This window comes from Pseudoalteromonas sp. GW168-MNA-CIBAN-0100 (assembly GCF_040309225.1).
In the GTDB taxonomy this organism is placed as follows: Bacteria; Pseudomonadota; Gammaproteobacteria; order Enterobacterales; family Alteromonadaceae; genus Pseudoalteromonas; species Pseudoalteromonas arctica.
On sequence record NZ_JBEOOL010000002.1, the window covers coordinates 170594 to 194986 of the forward strand.

Consider the following 24393-nt stretch of genomic DNA (forward strand, 5'->3'; position numbering starts at 1 on the left):
GTTTTAACGCAATATTTAAGTCATCTAAACAGTTTATAGTAGGTGAATAACCTACATTATAAGGATTCGAAGATGGCGACACTTAATCAACATCGTGTATATATTCCAACTAATGCACGCGCTAACCACTATCTTTTAGCTGAAATAACCCCTAATCACGATTTTTATAAAAGCTTTAGTGATATAAATTGCTGCTATGAACGTATTGCACGCCAGCTGTTCGCTTCTTGTGATGAGTATGAGCTTTATAATGTGCACTTATTAGCGAATGATAAACTACCCGTTGTAAGATTTAATGATGAGTCTTATCAATTAGAAACAGATAAACAAATGCTCTTTTTTTATAATCCTCGTTATCACGAAGCGCATAAGATTTATTACACTGAAGGTACACCGAGTAAAAAAATACGCATTCTATTTTTAGCAACAGGCGATGATTTACGAGCCAACTCTGCAGAATTTCATAATAAAGTTCAAAAAGTGTTAGACACTTTACAAGAACAACTCTTTATAAATCAACCCCAGTTTAAACTACGCGACCATCAACACTTAACGTATGACCTATTTGCTAAAGAAAAAGGCAACAAGGAAAGCTATGGTTACAAATTAAGAAGTCTCTACCCTCGCTACCAGTCAAGACAATGCAGCATACCCAATGATTATGCTGAGATGACTTACGCCACTTTTACTATACCGGTTTCGCGCGCAATTAAAACGCAGTTTCAAACACTAATGAACACAAACGACTATGCTAAATTTTATGACTACTTTGCATATGCATTTATACGTGCGTGTCAAAATAACAACTTAAACCATGGCGCTATGGTTGCTAACGGCGCAACGCCTATTATACGCAATAGTAAAATAGATAAGAGTGAAGGCAATGATGAACTTCAAAAATTAAGTTTTGATATTGAATCTAATGAAAATCAAATTAAGCACTTTTATGAAGCAAATAAATTAGTAGAAACGCTGCATTTTGTAGTAGTAGCAACGCAGCAGGATAAACATGAAATGGGCTACGGTCGATTTATGAACCAAGTAGAAAAAACAATCTATACTCTGTGTAATGAGCTGGCTATAAATAAACAACGCCAAGACTTATCTGTACGTTTTTTCCAGCATATTAGTTACCCGTTCTAAATTTTCATCTAATAACAAAAAGGCCCGCATATGCGGGCCTTTTTAAAGGAAACAAGCGATTACCAGCCTGTTTTCTCTTTAAGTGCTTTACCGATATCAGCAAGTGAACGTACAGTTTTTACGCCCGCAGCTTCTAATGCAGCAAATTTCTCATCAGCAGTACCTTTACCGCCGGCAATGATTGCGCCAGCGTGACCCATACGCTTACCTTCTGGTGCAGTAACACCAGCAATGTAAGATACTACAGGTTTAGTTACGTGAGCTTTGATGTACTCTGCAGCTTCTTCTTCTGCAGTACCACCAATTTCACCAATCATTACGATTGCTTCAGTTTGTGGATCTTTTTCGAACATTTCTAGAACGTCGATAAAGTTAGTACCTGGAATTGGATCACCACCAATACCAACACACGTAGACTGACCAAAACCAGCATCAGTAGTTTGCTTAACTGCTTCGTACGTTAAAGTACCAGAGCGAGAAACAATACCTACTTTACCAGGTTTGTGGATATGACCAGGCATGATACCAATCTTAGTTTGACCAGGAGTAATAACACCTGGGCAGTTAGGACCGATCATACGAGTACCTGTTTGATCTAGTTTGATTTTAACATCAACCATATCAAGTGTAGGGATACCTTCAGTAATACAAACTATTAGCTCGATGCCAGCATCGATAGCTTCTAAGATTGCATCTTTACAGAAAGGAGCTGGTACATAGATAACTGAAGCAGTTGCGCCAGTTTCTTTTACAGCATCACGAACTGTGTTGAATACAGGAAGACCAAGGTGCGTTTGACCGCCTTTACCTGGGCTAACACCACCAACCATTTGTGTACCATACTCAAGCGCTTGCTCTGAGTGGAAAGTACCTTGGCCACCAGTGAAACCTTGACAGATAACTTTTGTATCTTTATTGATTAATACAGACATTATTTGCCCTCCGCAGCAGCAACAACTTTTTCAGCAGCGTCTGTTAGTGATTCAGCAGCAATGATATCTAGACCAGAGTTCTTAAGAACTTCACGACCTAATTCAGCATTAGTACCTTCTAAACGTACAACTACTGGTACGGTTACGCCAACTTCTTTAACTGCGCCAATGATGCCTTCAGCAATCATGTCACAACGAACGATGCCGCCAAAGATGTTTACTAAAACAGCTTTAACATTGTCGTCAGAAAGAATGATTTTGAATGCTTCAGAAACACGTTCTTTAGTAGCACCGCCACCAACATCCAAGAAGTTAGCCGGCTTGCCGCCGTGTAGGTTTACGATGTCCATAGTACCCATTGCTAGGCCTGCACCGTTAACCATACAACCAACATTACCGTCTAGAGCAACGTAGTTAAGCTCGAAGCTTGCTGCGTGTGCTTCACGAGCATCTTCTTGAGATGGATCGTGGAATTCACGGATTTTAGGTTGACGGTAAAGTGCATTACCATCAATACCGATTTTGCCGTCAAGACAGTGAAGGTTGCCTTCGTCTGTAATTACTAACGGGTTGATTTCAAGTAATGCGAAATCAAAATCAGTGAACATTTTACCAAGACCCATAAAGATCTTAACAAACTGTTTCATTTGTACTGGGTTAAGACCCAATTTGAAACCTAGTTCACGTGCTTGGTAAGCTTGAGGACCTACTAACGGGTCGATCTCTGCTTTGTGGATAAGCTCTGGTGTTTCTTCAGCAACAGTTTCAATTTCAACGCCGCCTTCAGTAGACGCCATGAAAACTACTTTACGAGATGCACGGTCAACTACTGCACCTAGGTACAATTCGTTAGCAATGTCAGTACAGCTTTCTACTAAAATTTTAGCTACTGGCTGGCCTTTCTCGTCTGTTTGGTAAGTAACTAGGTTTTTACCTAACCAGTTAGCTGCAAACGCTTTTACTTCTTCGATAGTTTTAACTAGCTTTACACCGCCAGCTTTACCACGTCCACCTGCGTGAACCTGAGTTTTAACAACCCACATATCGCCGCCAATTTTTTCAGCAGCTGCAGCAGCTTCTTCAGGTGTATCGCAAGCGTAACCTGTAGAAACGGGTAAACCATATTCGGCAAAAAGTTGTTTTGCCTGATACTCATGCAAATTCATGATGCTTTATCCAATTTTTTATACTAAAAGAGCTGAATATTTTTTCAAATAAACAACTATCCCAAATTGCGCACCTAGTATAGATCCCAAGGCTTAACATGAAAACCCCAGTACGACCAAAGGCGCAAAAAAAAAGCTGTGAATGTTCATTCACAGCTTACATTTCATACAACTAGATTAAACATCTAGCAATAAGCGAGTTGGATCTTCAAGTAACTCTTTAATAGTTACTAAGAAACCAACAGATTCTTTACCATCAATGATACGGTGGTCATAAGAAAGTGCTAAATACATCATAGGTAGTATTTCAACTTTACCATTTACAGCCATCGGACGGTCTTGAATTTTATGCATACCCAAGATTGAAGACTGTGGCAAGTTAATGATAGGTGTAGATAGCAATGAACCAAATACGCCACCATTAGTAATAGTGAAATTACCACCCGTCATATCAGCAAGCGTTAGCTTACCATCACGACCTTTAAGTGCTAACTCACGAATACCTTTTTCGATTTCAGCAACAGATAGTTTGTCACAATCTTTAAGTACTGGAGTAACTAAGCCACGTGGAGTAGATACTGCAATGCTGATATCGAAATAGTTATGGTAAACAATATCGTCACCATCAATTGAAGCATTTACATCTGGAAAACGCTTAAGAGCTTCAGTTACCGCTTTCACATAGAAAGACATGAAACCTAAACGAATGCCGTGACGCTTTTCAAACGTTTCTTGATACTGCTTACGAAGGCTCATGATTGGTCCCATGTTCACTTCGTTGAATGTTGTTAACATTGCAGTTGAGTTTTTAGCTTCAAGAAGGCGTGTCGCAATCGTTTTACGTAAACGAGTCATAGGTACACGTTTTTGAGTACGATCGCCCATCGGTGCAGCTGGAGCAGAAGCTTCTGCTTTTTTAGCCGCTGGCGCTGGTGCTTTTAAGAAAGTATCAACGTCTTCTTTAGTTACACGACCATTTTTACCCGTGCCTTTAATTTTAGAAGCGTCTAGGCCTTTCTCAGCAATTAAACGACGAACTGATGGTGTTAACACATCTGAACTTTCGCTTGAATCTGCTGCTGGCGCTGCGTCTGCTTTTGCAGCTGGAGCCGCTGGTGCACCGCCTGCTTTAACCGAACCAATTACTTGCTCGCCTAATACAGTATCGCCTTCGCCATGAATGATATCACCCATGATGCCATCTTCTTGAGCTACTACTTCAAGAACAACTTTATCTGTTTCAATATCTACCAAGTTTTGGTCGCGTGTTACCGCGTCACCTGGTTGTACATGCCATGTAGCAATTGTTGCGTCTGCAACTGATTCTGGAAGTACAGGTACTTTAATATCCACTTCTTTACCTTCTGATGCTGGTGCTGATTGCGCCACTGGCGCGTCTTCTGATTTAGCTGGTGCTGATTCTTCTTTAGTTGAACCTTCACTTGCTGGCGCTGCATCAGCATCACCAAGTAAACCCATAACTTGGTCGCCAAGTACGGTTGCACCTTCTTCTTGTGATATTTCTGTTATTACACCGTCATGCTGTGCAACAACTTCTAAAACCACTTTATCTGTTTCAATGTCTACTAAGTTTTGATCGCGAGTTACTTTGTCGCCAACACTTACATGCCATGTAGCAACGGTAGCATCTGCAACCGACTCAGGAAGAACAGGAACTTTAATTTCTGTGCTCATTGCTTATCCTTTATTTTCTATAGTAAGCGCGTCGGCAACGAGCGCTTGTTGTTCTTTAGTATGTACTGACATGTAACCACACGCTGGTGATGCAGACGCTTTACGTCCTGCATATTTTAATTTAGCACCTTGTGGGATTGCATCAATAAAGTGATGTTGTGAACAGTACCATGCACCTTGGTTTTGTGGCTCTTCTTGACACCATACAAAATCAGTTACGTGTTGGTAGCGCTCTATAATTGTTTGCATTTCATCGTGTGGGAACGGGTATAACTGTTCAACACGTACAATTGCAATATTATCTTGCTCAAGCTTACGACGCTCTTGTAGTAACTCGTAGTAAACTTTACCGCTACAAAATACAACGCGCTCTACTTTCTCAGGGTTAATATCATCAACTTCGTCGATCATATTATGGTAAACACCGTGTGAAAGCTCTTCAAGTGATGAAGTTGCAAGCGGGTGACGAAGTAGCGACTTAGGCGTCATAACAATCAGAGGACGACGAAGTGGTCGAACTGATTGACGACGAAGCATAGCGTAAACTTGCGCCGGCGTTGAAGGAACACATACTTGCATGTTGTGATCAGCACATAGTTGCAAGAAACGCTCTAAGCGCGCTGAACTATGCTCTGGCCCTTGACCTTCGTAGCCATGAGGTAACAAAATTGTAAGCCCACATAAACGGCCCCACTTTTGCTCACCAGAACTTAAGAACTGGTCAAATACAACTTGTGCACCATTGGCGAAGTCACCAAATTGCGCTTCCCATATTACGAGAGACTTAGGTTCAGCGGTAGCATATCCATATTCGAACGCAACGACAGCTTCCTCAGATAAAACAGAATCAAAGACTTCAAATGTGCCTTGGTCTTCACTTAAATGCTCTAAAGGAGTGTAAGTTGTACCATCGGATTGACCATGAACAACAGCATGACGATGAAAGAATGTTCCTCGACCTGTGTCTTGTCCTGTTAAACGAATGTCAGTACCTTCAGACGCAATTGTTGCATAGGCAAGAGTCTCTGCCATACCCCAATCAAGTGGTTTTTCACCTGTGGCCATTAGCTTACGATCGTCATAAATCTTTTTAACGCGAGATTGAGCTTTATGTTGTTCTGGGTAAGAAGCTACTTTCTCACCAAGAGCTTTTAGCTTCTCTACAGATACGCTAGCATCGTAGTCAACATTCCATTCATGACCAATATATTTGGCCCACTCAGAAGAATGCGACGTCTCTGGCTGTATTTCTGAAACAACACAGCTGCCTTCATCTAGTGCATCACGGTACTCATCAGCTAAGGCTTTAACTTCTTGTTCAGAAAAAGAGCCTTCAGCAATCAGTTGGTCTGCATAGATTAAACGCGGCACTGGATGCTTTTTAATTTTTTGGTACATGACAGGCTGAGTTGCATTAGGCTCATCAGCTTCATTGTGACCATGGCGACGGTAACAAACTAAATCAATTACTACGTCACGCTTAAACTGATTTCTAAAATCAAGAGCAAGTTGAGTAACAAATGCAACGGCTTCAGGATCATCAGAATTAACATGGAATATTGGAGACTGAACCATTTTAGCAATGTCAGTACAGTATGGCGTTGAGCGAACGTCATCTTGCTTAGAGGTTGTGAAACCTACTTGGTTGTTGACAACAATACGAATACTACCACCACAACTAAACGCATTAGTTTGTGACATGTTAAACGTTTCTTGAACAACACCTTGTCCAGCAATAGCAGAATCACCATGGATGGTAATAGGTAGTGCTTTAATGCCTGACTTATCACCTAAACGGTCGAGACGACCACGCACAGAGCCCATTACAACAGGGTTTACGATTTCTAGGTGAGATGGGTTAAACGCAAGCGCCATGTGTACATTGCCACCTTTGGTAGCAAAGTCAGACGAATAACCCATGTGATATTTAACATCACCAGAACCTAACGTTTCTTTATGTATACCAGCAAATTCATCAAATAATTCTGATGGGTTTTTACCAAGTACATTAACTAAAACGTTTAAACGACCACGGTGAGCCATACCAATAACAGCTTCTTGTTGGCCGCTTTCACCAGCGCGGTGAATAAGCTCTTTAAGCATTGGAACTAACGCATCGCCACCTTCAAGTGAAAAGCGCTTAGCACCAGGGAACTTAGACCCTAAATATTTTTCTAGACCATCTGCTGCAGTAAGCCCTTTAAGGATACGTAGCTTTTCATCTTTTGAGAATTTAGGCCTAGACTGGACAGATTCTAGACGTTGTTGTAACCAACGTTTTTCCTCTGTTGATGTGATGTGCATATACTCAGCGCCAATTGAACCACAATATGTAGTTTTTAGTGCTTGGTATAGTTCACCTAAAGGCATAGTATCGCGCCCTACGGCAAACGATCCTACGTTAAACTCGCGGTCAAAATCACTTGAAGATAGGTCGTGGTACTCTAGCTCTAAATCTCGTACACGCTCTCGTTGCCAAATACCTAATGGATCTAGGTTTGCATTTTGGTGCCCACGAAAACGGAAAGCATTAATAAGTTGTAGAACTTTAACCTGTTTAAGGTCACCGCCACTACCCTCTGCTACCACTACTTCTCTATGCTTGTTTTTTGCAAGCTGTGCAAACTGTGCTCGAACCTCTGAATGTTTTACTTCAACATCCACACCATCAACTTTAGGTAATTGTTCAAACACTTCTCGCCATTCGTCTGGCACAGAAGTCGCATCGTCTAAATACGCTTCATAAAGCTCTTCTACATAAGCAACGTTGCCGCCGTTTAAATGTGAAGATTCTAGCCATGCCTTCATCACACCTTCGTGCATTTATAAGCCCTTTTTTTTAGCGCAGAAATTAATAGTTATTATAACAAGATGGCTAATATAATTTAATATTAGCCATCTTACCTTTACTAAGCTATCAAACCGCTCGGTTTAGTAACATAGATTTGATTTGTCCAATTGCTTTGGTCGGATTAAGACCCTTAGGACAAACGCTAACACAGTTCATGATACTGTGACAACGGAACACACTGAACGCATCGTCTAAATCCGCTAAACGTTCTTCAGTTGCTGTATCTCGGCTATCAGCCAAGAAACGGTAAGCATGAAGAAGGCCTGCTGGACCAATGAACTTGTCTGGATTCCACCAGAACGAAGGACACGATGTTGAACAACATGCACACAAAATACACTCATAAAGCCCATCTAATTTATCACGTTCTTCAATAGTTTGAAGACGTTCGCCTGCTGCAGGCTGATCATTAATTAAATAAGGTTTAACTTTTTCGTACTGAGTGTAGAACTGACTCATGTCAATAACAAGGTCACGAACCACAGGTAAACCTGGTAATGGACGTACTACAATTTTACCTTTGCCATTTTTTTGTAGCGTAGATAAAGGAGTAATACATGCTAAACCATTTTTACCATTCATGTTAACACCATCAGATCCACACACACCTTCACGGCATGAACGACGGAAAGATAATGTAGGATCTTGTTCTTTTAGAAGAATAAGTGCATCCAACACCATCATGTCGTGACCTTCCTCTGTTTGCAAGGTGTATTCTTGCATACGAGGAGCGTTGTCAACATCTGGATTATAACGATAAACTGAAAATTGTACTTGTGCCATCGTCTATCTCCTAGTAAACACGTGCTTTAGGTGGGAAAGCTTCACGCGTTTTAGGCGCATAGTTTACATCACGCTTACTCATTTCATCCGTTACAGGATTGAATACTGAGTGACATAACCAGTTTTCGTCATCACGATCTGGGTAGTCAAAGCGAGAATGTGCACCACGGCTTTCTGTACGGAAGTTTGCAGCTACTGCAGTTGAGTAAGCTGTTTCCATTAAGTTGTCTAGTTCAAGACATTCGATACGCTGCGTATTGAAGTCTGATGATTTATCATCAAGACGAGCATGTTGCAGACGTTCGCGAATTTCTTTAAGTTCTTGAAGACCTGCAGCCATTGAGTCACCTTCACGGAATACCGAGAAGTTAAGCTGCATACATTGTTGTAGGTCTTTTTTGATTTGAACTGGATCTTCACCTTGGCCAGCCGTTGAATTTTCCCAACGATTGTAACGTGCAAGAGACGCTTCTAAGTCTGATTCTGAAGCAGCTTTAGATATTTCAACGTCATTTAGGTACTTACCTAAGAAGTTACCCGCAGCACGACCAAACACAACTAAATCAAGTAATGAGTTACCACCTAAGCGGTTTGCACCGTGTACAGATACACATGCAATCTCACCTACTGCAAATAAACCTTGAACTACTGTTTCGTTGCCTTGAGCATCGATTTGTAGCGCTTGTCCATTTACATTAGTAGGAACACCACCCATCATATAATGACAAGTTGGAATTACTGGAATTGGCTCTTTTGCAGGGTCAACGTGAGCAAATGTTTTAGCAAGGTCACATACGCCAGGAAGACGTAAGTTAAGTGTTTCTTCACCCAAATGGTCAAGTTTTAACTTAAGATGTGGACCCCAAGGACCATCACAACCACGACCTTCACGGATTTCAGTCATCATTGAACGTGCAACAACGTCGCGAGACGCTAAGTCTTTTGCGTTTGGTGCGTAACGTTCCATGAAGCGTTCGCCATCTTTATTTAAAAGATAACCGCCTTCACCACGACAACCTTCAGTTACTAGCGTACCAGCACCTGCGATACCCGTTGGGTGGAACTGCCACATTTCCATGTCTTGCATAGAAATACCAGCACGTGTTGCCATACCAACACCGTCACCAGTGTTAATGTGAGCATTAGTGGTTGATGCGAATATACGACCTGCACCACCAGTAGCTAATACAACAGCTTTAGATTTGAAGAAGGTAACTTCACCTGTCTCAATCTCAATTGCAGTACACCCTACTACATCACCATTATCGTTTTTAACTAAATCAAGTGCATACCATTCAGAGAATACATTTGTTTTGTTTTTAACGTTTTGCTGATATAGAAGGTGTAATAAAGCATGACCAGTACGGTCAGCAGCTGCTGCAGTACGTGCGGCTTGTTCACCACCAAAGTTTTTCGATTGACCACCGAAAGGACGTTGGTAAACACGGCCATTTTCAAAACGAGAAAATGGTAAACCCATGTTTTCTAATTCAGTAATAGCTTCTGGGCCAGTTTGACACATGTATTCAATAGCGTCTTGGTCACCGATAAAATCGGAACCTTTAACGGTATCGTACATATGCCATTCCCAGTTATCTTCGTGTGAATTACCAAGCGCAACCGTAATACCGCCTTGAGCAGATACAGTGTGTGAGCGCGTTGGAAATACTTTAGATATTAATGCACACGTTTTGCCAGATTCTGTAATTGCTAAAGCAGCGCGCATACCTGCACCACCTGCACCAATTACTACGGCGTCAAATTCACGAACAGAATATTTCACTTAAACACCCCATAATACGATTAGACCAATAGCTACGTAAGCAACGGCCATTAGGTTTAATACAAAACCTAAAACTGCACGAAGCTTTGCGCACTTAACATAGTCTGTAAGAACTTGCCAAAGGCCAATGCGGGTATGAACCATAATGCAAACAAGGGTAATTAACGTAAACCCTTTCATTGCTAGGTTAGAGAAGAGGCCTGTCCAGGCTTCGAAAGTGACTTCTGGCGTCGCTAAAAAATAGCCGATAATAAAAATCGCGTAAGCGCTGATTATTAATGCCGTGGTACGTAAAGATACGAAATCTTGTACACCATCACGTTTTAGAGTTGCTTGATTTAAAACCATATCCACACCCCTGCCAATACGGCAAACACAACACCAAGAGCCATTGAAACTTTAGCGCTGAGGTTACCTGATTCAAGTTCTTCCCAATGTCCCATATCCATAATCATATGACGGATACCACCAATAAGGTGATAACCTAATACAGAAACAGTGCCCCAAGCTATAAATTTGGCAATGAATCCGTTAAACAGACCCTTGACGAATTCAAAACTTTCAGCTGAAGAGAGAGACTCAGACCAAGCCCAAATGACAAACGTTAAAGCAAAAAATAATGCAACACCGGTGACGCGGTGAAAAATTGAAGCTTTAGCCGTTGCCGGCATAGATATAGTTGTTAGATCTAGATTTACAGGTCTTTGCTTTTTCACAGTTACTTGCCCATCTTTGCTCACAGTGGAGCTCATCTACTTGTTTTTCTAAAAACCCACCAAATATTACTGATGGAACTATCAAAATAAACGTACCAAAACAATTAAAGTTCACAAACCTGTAAATTTTAAGCTGTTAAGAATATGTTTACCCAAATACAATACGGTTTAAAACCACCGTTAGTATATATACCCACAAGGCTTTTTACAATTCTTGTTTATTTAGAGATGTTTGCGAATTAGCCAATAGTATTATATTTAATTAATACCGAATATTTATTATACATATATGCATAATGTTTATAAAAATTGACTTTAACCCCCTCTTTCACGTTAAAATGAGAAGATGTGCTTAAAACAGATTTCAGAACTTTAAAATCTAAAAATCAGAATAGATATCTTAATAGGAGATACATAACGATGGCGGATAAAAAAGCCACAGTCCAAATTGATGGACTAGATCCAATCGAACTTCCAATTTATCAAGGCACTGCTGGCCAAGATGTAATCGACGTACGTACGTTAGGTTCACACGGTCACTTTACTTATGACCCAGGTTTCATGTCGACTGGTTCTTGTGAATCTGCAATCACCTATATTGATGGTGGTAAAGGTGTACTACTTCACCGTGGTTACCCAATTGAGCAATTAGCTGAAGACTCAAATTACATTGAACTTTGTTACTTACTTTTAAATGGTGAGTTACCTTCTAAAGAACAATATGAAGTTTTTAAGAATGAAATCACTACAAGCACTATGCTTGACGAGAAGATTGCTAACTTTTTCCAAGGTTTCCGCTTTGACGCTCACCCAATGGCAATGCTTTGTGGCGTAGTAGGTGCATTATCATCTTTCTATCATGAAGACCTTGATATTACTGATGCTGAACAACGTAAAACAAGCGCAGTTAAGCTTGTTGCTAAGTTACCAACAATCGCGGCAATGGCTTATAAAACAAATATCGGCCAACCGTTTGTATACCCACGTAACGATTTAAGCTACGCAGAAAACTTCTTACACATGATGTTCTCTGTACCTGCTGAAGAATATAAAGTTAATCCAGTAACTGCAAAAGCGATGGATAAAATCTTTATGCTTCATGCAGATCATGAACAAAATGCATCAACTTCAACAGTTCGTCTTGCTGGTTCATCTGGTGCTAACCCGTATGCATGTATTGCAGCTGGTATTGCATCTTTATGGGGACCTGCTCACGGCGGCGCTAATGAAGCATGTTTAAACATGTTAGAAGAGATTGGCTCTGTTGACCGTATTGATGAATACGTAGCTAAAGCTAAAGATAAAGCTGACCCGTTCCGCCTTATGGGCTTTGGACACCGTGTTTACAAAAACTTTGACCCACGCGCTACAGTAATGCGTCAAACGTGTCACGAAGTTTTAGCTGAGCTGAATATCCAAGATCCACTTCTTGATATTGCTATGAAGCTTGAGCAAATAGCGCTTGAAGACCCGTACTTTGTAGAGAAAAAACTATACCCTAATGTAGATTTCTACTCTGGTATTATCTTAAAAGCGATTGGTATTCCAACAAGCATGTTCACTGTAATCTTTGCAATGGCACGTACTGTTGGTTGGATCACGCACTGGGATGAGATGCTATCTCAACCTGGTCATAAGATCAGCCGTCCTCGTCAACTTTATACTGGTTACACTCAACGTGACTACGTATCAACTGACAAGCGTTAATTAACGTTGGTTAGTTTAAAAAGGCCGCATTTTGCGGCCTTTTTTATTAACAACACTTGAGAATTATCATAAACCGATTACAATTCCTGCCTTAAAAACACTATGTAGATGAGCCATGCTTGCTTTAAAGTTTGATATAAATAAAATTAGAAATGACTTCCCAACATTAAATCAAACAATAAACGGCTGCCCGCTTGTTTATTTAGACTCAGCAGCAACCTCACAAAAGCCTCAATCAGTTATAGATACAATTACTGAATTCTATACGTTTCAAAACGCTAATGTACACCGTGGACGCCATACACTTAGCGAGCAAGCAACTTATTCATATGAACAAGTACGGGATAAAACTGCAGAGTATTTCAATGTATTTAGTAAAGAGATTGTATGGACTAAAGGCGCTACAGAAGCCATTAACTTGGTCGCTAACGGATTAAAAAAGCGCTTAAATGAAAGTCATACCATAATGATATCTCCGCTTGAGCATCATGCAAACATAGTGCCTTGGCAAATAGTGAGTCAACAAACGGGTGCTAAATTAATAGCGCTTCCACTAAATAAAAATGGCACGCTGAACACCAAAGAATGCTGTGAATTTATAAAAGAAACAAAACCTGCTCTATTAGCTATTACACAAGCATCTAACACACTGGGTAATATCACCGATTTAAAACCACTAATTAGAGCTGCAAAAGACGTCAATTCTCTTGTTTTAGTCGATGGTGCACAAGGTGCACTGCATTTAAAACCCGATTTACGTGAATTAAACTGTGACTTTTATGTCTGCTCAAGCCATAAAATGCTCGGTCCAACAGGATTAGGTGTGCTTTATGGTCGATATGAGCAATTAAATACCCTTGAGATTTACCAATCAGGTGGGGAAATGATCGATAAAGTGTACTTAACTCACAGTACTTATCGTCCTGCGCCTGCAAAATTTGAAACTGGAACACCAAATATCTCTGGAGTTTTAGGCTTTGGTGCCGCATTAGACTATTTAAATGAATTAGATCACGCAAAAATCCAGCAATATGAGCAAAAATTGTTTAGTTATGCCGCTCAAAAATTGGTAAAGGTTGATGGTATTACAATATATAGCAACCTATCTGACAATATTGGTACACTCTGCTTCAACTTAAATGATGAACATCCTTATGATTTGGCAACTTTACTTGACGGGTACGGGGTTGCAGTAAGGAGTGGACACCATTGTACACAGCCATTAATGACACATTTAGGGCTTAATGGAACGCTAAGAGCGAGCTTTTGTTTTTATAATACCTATGAAGATGTAGATATATTCATTGATTCACTTAAAAAATGTATCGCTTTACTGGACTAAACGTCACTTTAATAGAATTAATTAGGATAACTCATGACAAATACGTTTAACAAAGTCACAGAATCTATAAAAAATGCGCCCGCTTGGCAGCAAAAATATCGTGAGATAATGCTTTTAGGAAAAAATTTACCTGTTTTAGCTGATGTTTTGAAGACTGATGATGCACTTGTACCAGGCTGTGAAAGCAAAGTATGGATGTTTGTTGAATTTGATTTAACAGAAAATACACTTGTTGTAATTGGTGACTCAGATACACGTATAGTAAAAGGATTATTAGCCATTATTTTAGCGCTTTACAATGGCCTCACACCAGAGCAAGTAGTGAATAAAAATGCGTATGAAGAATTTGAAAAGCTCGGCCTTATAAGCCACTTAAGCGCATCACGTGGTAATGGTATTAAAGCCATGGTTGATAAAATACAAACCATGGCACAACAAAAGCTTAGTTAGCAAAAACTAAGCTTGCGAGCGTTGTTTTTTATCTAGATATTTACGCACCGCTTTTGCCGCAACAAAAAAGCCGAAGCTTCCTGTGATCATAGTCACAGATCCAAAACCATTATTACAATCCATATTCATCGAGCCATCAGCACTTTGCTTAGCATGACATACGCTGCCATCGCTTCCTGGGTAAACCAATTGCTCTGTTGAGTAAACACAATCAATATTAAACTTACGTTTAGGATTATTACTAAAATTATACTGCTTACGCAAAATATAACGTACTTTTGCAAGTAATGGGTCTTGCGTAGTTTTAGCTACATCACCAAAAGTTATTTGGCTAGGATCTGTTTGCCCGCCAGCACCACCGGTAGTAATTATAGGAAGTTTATTACGTTTGCAATGCGCTATTAATGCTGCCTTTTCTTTAACTGCATCAATACAATCAATCACATAATCAAAACCTTGAATATGCTCTTGAATATTATCAAGCGTAATAAAGTCATCTATTACATTAACTTGGCACTGTGGATTAATAAGCTCGCAGCGCGCTTTCATTGCATCTACTTTAGCTTGACCAATAGTGCCCGTTAACGCATGAATTTGTCTATTGACGTTAGTCGCGCAAATATCATCCAAATCAATCAATGTTATTTTACCAACACCAGTACGTGCAAGTGCTTCAGCCGCCCAGCTTCCTACACCACCAATACCTACTACACAAAAGTGTGCTTCTTGAAGCCAATCAAATTGTTGATGACCATACAAACGCTTAATTCCGCCAAAACGTATATCTGTAACTTTTTCGCTCATTTACCAATCCAGTTGCCATGGCGATTGCCATGCTTGAAAATCTTGATGTTTAATTAACGCCAAATACTCATCACCATTATCGGGTAATAAAGTTAGCTGTATTTGTTCACCTTGCCATAAAAAGCTCAACGCATATGCATGTAAATAGGTACGATTTGAAGACGTACCTGCATACATTGCATCGCCTAAAATAGGTGAGCCAACACTTTTTAGTGCCACTCTTAATTGATGCGTCTTTCCTGAGTAAGGTTTTAAAATATACCCTCTAAACCCAGGCTTATAGCTTAGCGAATAAAATCGGGTGATTGCAGGGTTAAGCTTACTCGTTAGTAACTTAAACGAGCCACGGCGAGATTTAGCCATATCGCCTTTAATCCAACCTTGCTTCTTTTTTGGTTTAGCATCACTAATCGCTAAATAAAATTTAGCGATAGCATGCTCGGTAAACATAACAGTAAAGCTGGCCGCAGCGGCTTTGTTTCTAGCTAAAATGATCAGCCCTGATGTCACTTTATCTAAACGATGAACGGCATAAAGCTTTTGCGTTAATTGTTGTTCGGCTAACACAACAAAGCCGGGACCATCTTCTGAATGAAAATTAAGACCCGCTGGCTTTTCTAAAATATAAAAATCGTTATGTGTAAAAATGATTTTTAGTATTTTACTTACTTGTTCACTCACGCGTTTGTACTTTTAATATGCGCTATCACCTTCGCTAAGTCATCTGCCGTATCAACTCCAGCATGGGGTGCTATTTGAGCTTGCTCTATTTTGATTTTATAACCATGATACAACACACGTAACTGCTCAAGCGATTCAAGTAGCTCAAGTGGCGATACGCTCAATTCTATATATTGTTTAATAAAACCCGCTCTGTACGCATAAATACCTACATGGCGCTGAAATGGTGCTAAATTAAGAGCACTGCTGTCATTCATCATTGTGCTTCTATCAAACGGAATACTTGCACGAGAAAAATACAGCGCATTTTTATTTATATCGCTAACCACTTTAACGGCATTAGGATTAAATACTTCATCACGCTCTTCAATAGCAACACTTAACGTTGCCATTGGTGCTGTTGAATCACTTAATAGTGCAGCAACTTGGGATACATTTTCTGGCGCAAGTAAGGGCTCATCGCCTTGTACATTAACCACAATTGTATTGCTGTCGAGATCAAGTAAATCAACTACTTCGGCTAAACGCTCAGTACCCGATTGGTGATCTTCGCGAGTCATTACAACATCACTAGTAAATAAACTTACTGCATCAAACACTTTTTGATGATCGGTTGCTATAACCACTTTACTTGCACCTGATAAACATGCTTTTTCGTAAACATGTTGAACCATTGGCTTACCGCAAATATCAGCAAGCGGCTTACCAGGTAGTCGGGTTGATGCAAAACGAGCAGGAATTACAACTACGAATTCCACTTTTCAACCTCTTCTAAAGATAACTCACGTGCTTCGTTTTCAAGCAATACTGGAATATCATCTTGAACGGGGTAAGCAAGCTTAGCTGCAGTACTAATTAGTTCGTTGTTTTCTCTATCAAAGCGTAATTTACCCTTACAAACTGGGCAGGCAATTATCTCGAGTAATTTTGTATCAAAGGCCATTGAGTATTCCTTTTTCTTTTAATAATGAATTTAATGTGTTTATTACGCTATCGGAAGGCTCTGCATCTACAGGTAAATAATACCAATTAGGTTTTGCAAAGGACTTACATTTAACCGCGTCTTTTTCGGTCATTATAATGCAATCATCACCAAATTGAATAAAATCATCTGCTGTATAAGCATAATGATCTCTAAAATGATGAGTCGACAATAGCTTAATATTTTGTGCTTCTAATGAGTTTTCAAACCGTTTAGGGTTCCCAATTGCACTTATTGCATGTGCCTCGCTTACGTTACTTTTTGCATCATCACTTGAATTAACTAAGCGAAGGTTACTTACTTGCAGCACGTAGCTATTATTAGCCTCACCGCCATTTTCAATTACTATATCAACACTTTGTAAGCGTTTAGTTGTTTCGCGTAGTGGCCCTGCGGGCATAACAAAACCATTACCAAAACGACGCTCACTATCAACAATACAACACTCAATGCTACGAGGCATTTTATAATGCTGCATTCCATCATCAGAAATAATAACATCGAGTGTATAATTATTTTCTAATAAATCGATATTGTGTTGTCTATTAGGCCCAACCGCTATTGGGCACTTTAAACGATGGTATAAAAGTACGGGCTCATCTCCAGCCTGCTGAGCACCTATAAGGTCAGTAACTAACAGCGGGTAATTTTCTGATTGCCCACCATACCCTCTACTAATAATTCCCACTGATAAACCTTGCTCTGTTAAATGGCCATACAGCCACAAAACAAAAGGCGTTTTACCATTACCGCCAACACTTATATTGCCAACTACAATTACAGGCGTTTTGCACTCAAAAGGTTTAAGTATTTTAGCGCTATATAAGTATTTTCGAAATGACGATACAACCCAAAAAAAAGCACTTAATGGTAATAACAGTAAAGTAATTAGACCAAATGGTTTATACCAGCTTTGTTCTATTTTACTCACGCCTGATCACCAAACTGCATTTTGCAAAGGGCTGAATAAGTACCGTCATTTGCTAATAAGCTATTGTGATCGCCACTTTCTATTACACGACCATTATCAATAACATAGATTCGGTCACTGTTTTCGATAGTAGATAAGCGATGCGCAATAACAATTGAGGTTTTATCTTTCATTAGCGTTTCTAATGCTTGCTGAATAAGCTTTTCAGATTCGGTATCAAGTGCTGATGTAGCCTCGTCTAAAATCAAAATAGGTGCGTCTTTTAATATTGCCCGTGCTATCGCTATACGCTGGCGTTGGCCACCAGAGAGCATTACGCCATTTTCACCTACCATGGTGTTTAATTGCTCTGGCAGGTCTTTAACAAACTCCCAAACATGCGCTTGTTTAGCAACTTGCTCTAATTCTTCCTCAGACACATCATGCTTTATGCCATAACAAATATTGTTAGCAATCGTATCGTTAAATAACACGACTTGTTGAGACACTAAAGCAAATTGGCGACGCAAATCTGTTAATTTGTAATCTTGCAGAGCAATACCATCAAGCAAAATTTCACTTGGGAGCTCTAAGTCATAGTAGCGTGGTAATAAATTAGAAATTGTTGATTTACCCGAGCCTGAGCGCCCTACTAAGGCAATACTTTCACCCGCTTTAATCGTTAGCGACAAATCATTTAATACAGCTTCATCTTTTGTTGGGTACTTAAAGGTTACATTTTTAACTTCAATTAACCCTTTAACTTTATCGACTGAAACGGTGCCAGTGTCTTTTTCCATTTCTTCATCTAACACTAAAAAAATACTTTGCGCGGCAGAGATACCACGTTGCATATCACTATTCACATTGGCGAGTTGTTTGAGTGGGCGTAATAGCATCATCATTGAAGCAATTAATACCATGAAATCACCAGAGCTTATTGTATCAATCATGGAGGGCATTGATACCACCCACAAAATAACAGCCATGGCACTGGCAGCTAGTATTTGAATAATTGATACACTTAATGCTTTTGTTGCATCCATTTTGATGCGTTGTTGGCGGTTGTGGTTATTAATCTTTGAGAAATGGTTTATTTCTTGGTCTTGTCCGCCAAATCCATGAATAACTTTATGTCCGCTAAGCATTTGTTCAGAGCTACGTGTAACTTGCCCCATGGCAGATTGAATGTTTTTAGAAATGTGGCGAAAACGTTTAGAGACGACGGCGACAATAATAGCAACAAGTGGGATGATCACTAAAAATATCAGTGATAGTTGCCAACTGGTATAGAACATTACCGCAAGTAAAAATACAACAAATGCACCTTCTCGAACCACGATTAGCAACGCTTTGGTTATTGCTTGTTGAACTTGTTCTGTATCAAATGTGATTTTTGAAATTAAATCTCCCGTTGAGTTTTTGTCATGAAAAGAAACGGGTAAGTGCAATATGTGCTCAAATAACTCTTGGCGTAAAGAACGTACAACTTGGGAGCCTACATAACTTAAGCAGTAAGAAGACATAAAGTTAAAAACACCACGCCCTAGAACTAACGCGATAACAACAAAAGGAGCGTACTTTAAAACTTCTGTATTACGCTGGTTCAAACCTTGATCAATAAACGGCTTCATTAATTGAATAAATAAAGCATCCATTGCTGAATAGCCTATCATCCCAATAATTGCGACAAATGCGACGCTTTTGTAGGTGCCAACATATGAGACAAGACGTTTATAAATTTGTGTAGTACTTTGATCCATAACACTCTCTAAATACAGTAACAATCTGTATTGTATCCTCCGATGAGATAAAACTAAACGTCAATCTTTGATAAACCAGTAACTTTCCTGCCCTCTTGCTGTTTCTATAGACAAATTCTTTGCATAAAATTTAATACTGATTTGCCCCTCAACGCCTGTCGTAAATTGCTGAGCGTTTATTTGGTTATAACGTTCGACGACAAGAGGCTTGGGGAATTCCCATTGCCCTTTATAGGCACTTGAATGAATAACTACTTTAGGAGCCACGTTATTAATAAAATTAACACTTGAGGATGTATCGCTGCCATGATGCGGGCTTAACATTACTGTACTTTTCAACGATTTATTATCCGCTAATAGCGATGCTTCACGCGCCTTTGATATATCACCGGTAAGTAACACGCTATGAGTATTATCTGATACCCTAACAACGCATGAATCATCATTTTCATTTCCAAACCCTTTTGTACTAAAGCTTTGTACTTTTAATCCAGCAAAATCAATGTTTATGACTTCACATACATTATGTGTATTTTTAGGATGAAATTGTTGTAATGTTTCACCAAAGCCAGCATCTAAGAAATGTTGTAATCCTCCAGCGTGATCATTATCTTCATGACTTAGAATCGCCGTTTTCACTGTTAAATTATTTGCTTTAATATAAGGCAATAAAATACTTCGCGTACGGCTAAAGCGATTGAAATAACTGGGGCCAAAATCATAAATAAGCACTTGTTTATCTTTTTCAATTAATGCCATAAGTCCATGCCCAACATCAAATACATGTAGTTGCCACTTAGACTTTTCTGTTAGCCAATAATTTAATAAAAGCGTTATTGCTGGAATAAAAGCGAGCCATTTATAAGGAAGAAAATAAACCATCAACATAATAATATAAGTAAAAACGACAAATATTGAGTCAATTCTGCCAGTCGTTATCCATCTTAACGATCCTGGTATTTCATTAAGCAATTTAAATAGCGCATATAAGCCTGTATCAAACAGGTTTATTAAAATACTTATATCTAAGAAAAAACTCAGTAATGTAAAAACAATTAAAAAAGGTAAGATAATGATTGAAAGCAGCGGTATAGCAATTAAGTTTATTATCAAACCTGCAATACTTACCCCATTAAAAAAATAGAGTGAAAGTGGCAATAAACCAATAAATAACGCTATTTGAATAACAAACAGTGAAATAACTTTGTTTTTTATGCGAGTGTTTAATATTGGTAATTTATTAATAACTGTAAAAATGATAGCAACAGCTAAAAATGAAAAGTAGAGACCTGGATTGAGTAAATTAAATGGGTTAACAATAAGAACAATAACCAAGGCAAATAAAATGCTCCGCCAACGCAGCGGCTGCTTAGCAAGAAAATACAATAATAAATAACAACCCAGCATGATAAGCGCTCGCGTTGCCGATACTAAAAAGTCACTTAAGTACACATAAACCAAGGCTACTAAAAATCCGCATGAACTGTAATAAAGAGTCAGGTTGAATGATTGCCCAATCGAAGAATTAATTTTTGCAAAAATGAATCGAGTAAATAGATAACCGAAGCTAAAAATCAAACCAATATGTAACCCCGATATAGCAAGTAAATGACTTAGCCCAAGAGATTGCATTAATTGTTTGTCAGCGTAGCTCATCAAAGATTTTTCACCGCTAAGCAATGCATAATAGAGCCACTGTAGTTTTGTATCCGTATAGGTGTTTTTAAGGAAGTGTTGATAATCTAAAATTATGCTTTGTTTGTCACTATTTATAATATTAAGGTTTTTATTAAGCACTTTACCTTTAAATAATATTCTACTTATAAAAGCATAACGTTCATTATCAAATACATTAAAATTTTTATTACTACGAAAATGTTTTAAATGAATTAAAGCAGAAAATTCATCACCTACTATTAAAGGCTGTGCAGAATTAACACTGAGCATTGCTTTGGGTGCTCTAAAATCCGAAAAATTACTCCCTTCTAATGCCACTATTTTAACTTTAATATATTGAGGTTTTTTGTCAGAAATAACCTCTTCAACAATTAATGTAGAATCAAGTGCATACTTTTCATCCGGTTTTGGTATTTCAAAACTATAAAAAACGTAAAAATGCAGACCAACGAAGCAAATTGCACAAATAAAGCCTAACAATACATTTAAAAACGGCTTAAAATAAGCGCTCACTATAACAATGAAAATTGTGAATACTGTAAATTCGAGAGTTTGATAATAAAATACGGTTGCTATACAGCCAATTACAAACCCAAGACTTATCCACACTGATGTAAATGGTTGCTTTAAATGGCTAAAAAAACGATCCAAAGATTTTTACCTGATCCAAATAAAATTAGACATCATAAATCACTAAGAATATTTGGACGCCTTTTACAAGATGCAAATCTTTGGCATTTAAATAGACGTTCTGCTCGAGGTGCATTTGCAGTCGGGTTATTTTTTGCTTTCATCCCTGTTCCTTTTCAAATGGTTTTAGCAGCAGCCGGCGCTATATTATTTAGAGTTAATTTACCTATCTCAGTTGCATTAGTATGGCTTACAAACCCTCTAACTATGCCACCTATTTTTTATGGCTCATACTTAGTGGGTACATTAATACTTAATCAGCCTGAGCAACACTTTGTATTTGAAGCTAGTTGGTCTTGGTTTCTAGAGAGCATAGAAACTATTGGCCCTGCATTTTTACTAGGTTCGTTAGTATGTGCTTCTATTGCATCAATTATCGGCTATTTTGGTATTGATATTATTTGGCGCCGTTCTGTTAAAAAGGCATGGTTATCGCGAAATAATTAGTAGCGTTAAAGCTAAATAATAACTATAAGATTCATGGCAATCCTAATCTTATGAAATATTATAGACGAAAAAAAACCAACTTTATTAAGTTGGTTTTTTTTATAATCAATATTAGTAAACTTTAAAAGCGAAATATACGTCTTAAGCCAACTAATGGTAATAGCAATAATGTATACCAAGGAAAGCTAGCAGAGTTACGCTCATACACTTCTGCTTCTACTGGAGCACAGTTTTCTACTTCACCATTTGCAATTGGCGTTAACTTAACTGCAACTGCAATACTTTCGTATTCAATTTCACCATTGATATCAGTTACAACACCGCCTAAAGAATCAAGTTTTTCAACTGTCTTAGTCGCAGTACCAAATATTTCATTATTTTCATTAATAGCTGTTGCTTCGACCATTGAGTAAGCGTAGTCAGTTTCGCCATCAGTGTCATAACAAGGCAGTAAATCATTTAGATTAGTGATTTTGTCTTCACCAATTTTGTAAATAAAAGCTTCTTTAAGTCGTGAGCTATCAGAAACACCTACTTCCCCTTCGCCTACAATATATCCTTGATTATTTATATCGTTGCCATAAGAACTTGAGCTTGAAAAATAATCAGTTGGGAAAACTGTATTACCTGTTTCGATGTCATGATAGAAGAATTTATTACGAAGAGTACCTTCAATACGCTTTGTCGCATAACCTGTAATTACATCATTATCATTAATAGCGATTGATTTACCAGCCTGCCAATCGTCTTCTTGATTAATAAAGTCAGTGACTGCACCGTCTTTAAAATAAACTGGCATTGTAAGAATCGTATCATCATTTTTGTAATAACGCGTATTTGATGAACCTACAATTGTACCGTTGTTGTTCACTGCTAAAGCAGTACTCGTAAATGCGTCATCTTCTGTTTCACCTTCATCAGGTGTCAGTGCCATACCAAGCTCTTCAACAGAAATAATATTTAACGATTCATCAAGTTCCCATTTAACAGCACGCTTATTAAATAAGCCTCGTGAAATATTAGAATTTAATAAGTTGATACACACTGACGTTGGTTCGTCTTCATTATCACAGTTATCATCAATATTATCTTGTCTGTCATCAGGAATACTTGTAGAGATATTACCTACAACAGTGTAACCACTATTTGTTTTGACTATATCGTTAGCGCGGCTTGTGCCGCCGTATTCATTAAACTCAGGCTCTAACTCAACACTTATACTGCCATCAGCACTTATTACAATCCCACGTTCTATAAACTCATGTGTGAACCACGTTTCTGCATCATCTTCACCATCAGGTGTAAAAGACACTTTATCGTAAGGAGCACCGCCCCAACCAACAGTAACGCCGTCTTCACTTACAGCATTAAAAAGGTTAATAGTTGAACGCGTTAAGCCATCATAATCAACAGATGCAACATCAAATAACGGTTGCTCTGTTACTTGTGTGTCATTGTACTTTATGCCAACTAATGAGCTTAATTTTTGATATTCAAAATTTGTAGAAATTGAAGATAAAAAACTAACCATGAAAGTATGTGCATCAGAATTAGTAAGTACTGCATCATTATTTTCAATGTCATCAAGTGTAAAGGTAATCTCTTTATCACTTAAATCAAATGCAGCCTCTGTATTATCGTAGCTATTTTCAATAATATTTTCAGTAAAATCTATATAGCTGATATCAATAGGTAAATTGTATAAACCATTTGCGAAACCAATAATATGCCCGCTTTCGCTTACATCTGTTACATAAGAATATTTAGCGTCTTCAAGAGTCCCTAATTCACTTAACTGGTACGTAGCACTTGTTGCTGAAGTGCTTAATGTCGCTAAAATACTGGCAGCGAGTAATTTATATTTCATTTTA

Annotated in this window: 21 protein-coding genes; 5 read left to right on the forward strand and 16 right to left on the reverse strand. The window is 38.6% G+C overall.

From position 1 onward, the window contains the following. The first annotated feature begins 72 nt into the window (after nt 1–72). Complete coding sequence (locus AAEY62_RS01925; RefSeq protein WP_350634515.1) at nt 73–1143, forward strand: DUF3083 family protein; 1071 nt, start codon at nt 73–75, stop codon at nt 1141–1143. 59 nt (nt 1144–1202) lie between these two features. On the opposite strand, the gene sucD is transcribed toward AAEY62_RS01925, so the two are convergent. From sucD to sdhC, 8 genes are all read right to left on the reverse strand, one after another. Next, nucleotides 1203–2075 carry a succinate--CoA ligase subunit alpha gene (gene sucD, locus AAEY62_RS01930; RefSeq protein ID WP_010552674.1) on the reverse strand — a complete coding sequence of 291 codons (873 nt, stop codon included), beginning with the start codon at nt 2073–2075 and terminating at the stop codon, nt 1203–1205. After that, nucleotides 2075–3241: an ADP-forming succinate--CoA ligase subunit beta gene (gene sucC, locus AAEY62_RS01935; RefSeq protein WP_007586870.1), complete on the reverse strand. Its 1167-nt coding sequence runs from the start codon at nt 3239–3241 to the stop codon at nt 2075–2077. The genes sucD and sucC overlap by 1 nt, the downstream gene beginning before the upstream one ends. A gap of 177 nt (nt 3242–3418) precedes the next feature. Next, entirely contained in the window at nt 3419–4936 is a 1518-nt protein-coding gene (gene odhB, locus AAEY62_RS01940) for a 2-oxoglutarate dehydrogenase complex dihydrolipoyllysine-residue succinyltransferase (RefSeq protein ID WP_007586871.1), read from the reverse strand. A 3-nt stretch (nt 4937–4939) separates the two neighbouring features. Beyond that, the gene (gene sucA, locus AAEY62_RS01945) at nt 4940–7759 is read right to left on the reverse strand and encodes a 2-oxoglutarate dehydrogenase E1 component (RefSeq protein ID WP_010552673.1); all 2820 of its coding nucleotides are present in this window, start codon (nt 7757–7759) and stop codon (nt 4940–4942) included. Nucleotides 7760–7853: 94 nt separating this feature from the next. Next, nucleotides 7854–8570, reverse strand: coding sequence for a succinate dehydrogenase iron-sulfur subunit (locus AAEY62_RS01950; RefSeq protein ID WP_007375751.1), 717 nt, complete (start codon nt 8568–8570; stop codon nt 7854–7856). 10 nt (nt 8571–8580) lie between these two features. After that, nucleotides 8581–10353 (reverse strand): succinate dehydrogenase flavoprotein subunit, encoded by a 1773-nt coding sequence (gene sdhA / locus AAEY62_RS01955; RefSeq protein WP_007375750.1) that lies wholly within the window; start codon nt 10351–10353, stop codon nt 8581–8583. Next, nucleotides 10354–10701 (reverse strand): succinate dehydrogenase, hydrophobic membrane anchor protein, encoded by a 348-nt coding sequence (sdhD, locus tag AAEY62_RS01960; protein ID WP_007586873.1) that lies wholly within the window; start codon nt 10699–10701, stop codon nt 10354–10356. After that, a complete protein-coding gene (gene sdhC / locus AAEY62_RS01965; RefSeq protein WP_076914908.1) occupies nt 10692–11069 on the reverse strand; it encodes a succinate dehydrogenase, cytochrome b556 subunit in 378 nt (125 codons plus the stop codon). Before sdhC ends, sdhD begins: the two co-directional genes overlap by 10 nt. 420 nt (nt 11070–11489) lie before the next feature. Here sdhC and AAEY62_RS01970 point away from each other — a divergent pair, with 420 nt between their 5' ends. From AAEY62_RS01970 to AAEY62_RS01980, 3 genes are all read left to right on the forward strand, one after another. Continuing rightward, nucleotides 11490–12776, forward strand: a complete 1287-nt coding sequence (locus AAEY62_RS01970; protein ID WP_007586875.1) for a citrate synthase — start codon at nt 11490–11492, stop codon at nt 12774–12776. Nucleotides 12777–12891: 115 nt separating this feature from the next. Further along, complete coding sequence (locus tag AAEY62_RS01975) at nt 12892–14118, forward strand: SufS family cysteine desulfurase (RefSeq protein WP_166376845.1); 1227 nt, start codon at nt 12892–12894, stop codon at nt 14116–14118. A gap of 33 nt (nt 14119–14151) precedes the next feature. Further along, nucleotides 14152–14568 carry a SufE family protein gene (locus tag AAEY62_RS01980; protein ID WP_024589200.1) on the forward strand — a complete coding sequence of 139 codons (417 nt, stop codon included), beginning with the start codon at nt 14152–14154 and terminating at the stop codon, nt 14566–14568. 6 nt (nt 14569–14574) lie between these two features. Here the strand turns inward: AAEY62_RS01980 and tcdA are convergent, their stop codons facing one another. Genes tcdA through AAEY62_RS02015 form a run of 7 tightly spaced genes read right to left on the reverse strand, consistent with a single transcriptional unit; the run spans nt 14575 to nt 22036 of the window. After that, nucleotides 14575–15372 (reverse strand): tRNA cyclic N6-threonylcarbamoyladenosine(37) synthase TcdA, encoded by a 798-nt coding sequence (gene tcdA / locus AAEY62_RS01985; protein ID WP_024589199.1) that lies wholly within the window; start codon nt 15370–15372, stop codon nt 14575–14577. Then, complete coding sequence (locus tag AAEY62_RS01990; protein WP_024589198.1) at nt 15373–16053, reverse strand: TIGR01621 family pseudouridine synthase; 681 nt, start codon at nt 16051–16053, stop codon at nt 15373–15375. After that, entirely contained in the window at nt 16050–16811 is a 762-nt protein-coding gene (gene kdsB, locus AAEY62_RS01995) for a 3-deoxy-manno-octulosonate cytidylyltransferase (protein ID WP_350634516.1), read from the reverse strand. Before kdsB ends, AAEY62_RS01990 begins: the two co-directional genes overlap by 4 nt. Next, on the reverse strand, nt 16799–16996 hold the full coding sequence (locus AAEY62_RS02000) for a Trm112 family protein (protein ID WP_002961789.1): 198 nt from the start codon (nt 16994–16996) through the stop codon (nt 16799–16801). The genes kdsB and AAEY62_RS02000 overlap by 13 nt, the downstream gene beginning before the upstream one ends. Then, a complete protein-coding gene (gene lpxK / locus AAEY62_RS02005) occupies nt 16986–17966 on the reverse strand; it encodes a tetraacyldisaccharide 4'-kinase (RefSeq protein WP_350634517.1) in 981 nt (326 codons plus the stop codon). The genes AAEY62_RS02000 and lpxK overlap by 11 nt, the downstream gene beginning before the upstream one ends. Then, nucleotides 17963–19708 carry a lipid A export permease/ATP-binding protein MsbA gene (gene msbA, locus AAEY62_RS02010; RefSeq protein ID WP_350634518.1) on the reverse strand — a complete coding sequence of 582 codons (1746 nt, stop codon included), beginning with the start codon at nt 19706–19708 and terminating at the stop codon, nt 17963–17965. The genes lpxK and msbA overlap by 4 nt, the downstream gene beginning before the upstream one ends. A gap of 60 nt (nt 19709–19768) precedes the next feature. After that, nucleotides 19769–22036, reverse strand: a complete 2268-nt coding sequence (locus AAEY62_RS02015) for a DNA internalization-related competence protein ComEC/Rec2 (RefSeq protein WP_350634519.1) — start codon at nt 22034–22036, stop codon at nt 19769–19771. Between AAEY62_RS02015 and AAEY62_RS02020 the strand changes: the two genes are divergently transcribed. Continuing rightward, the gene (locus tag AAEY62_RS02020; RefSeq protein ID WP_007586895.1) at nt 22016–22522 is read left to right on the forward strand and encodes a DUF2062 domain-containing protein; all 507 of its coding nucleotides are present in this window, start codon (nt 22016–22018) and stop codon (nt 22520–22522) included. The two genes, AAEY62_RS02015 and AAEY62_RS02020, sit on opposite strands and share 21 nt — an antisense overlap. A gap of 121 nt (nt 22523–22643) precedes the next feature. On the opposite strand, the gene AAEY62_RS02025 is transcribed toward AAEY62_RS02020, so the two are convergent. Further along, nucleotides 22644–24389: a DUF3466 family protein gene (locus AAEY62_RS02025; protein ID WP_024589193.1), complete on the reverse strand. Its 1746-nt coding sequence runs from the start codon at nt 24387–24389 to the stop codon at nt 22644–22646. Nucleotides 24390–24393: the final 4 nt, after the last annotated feature.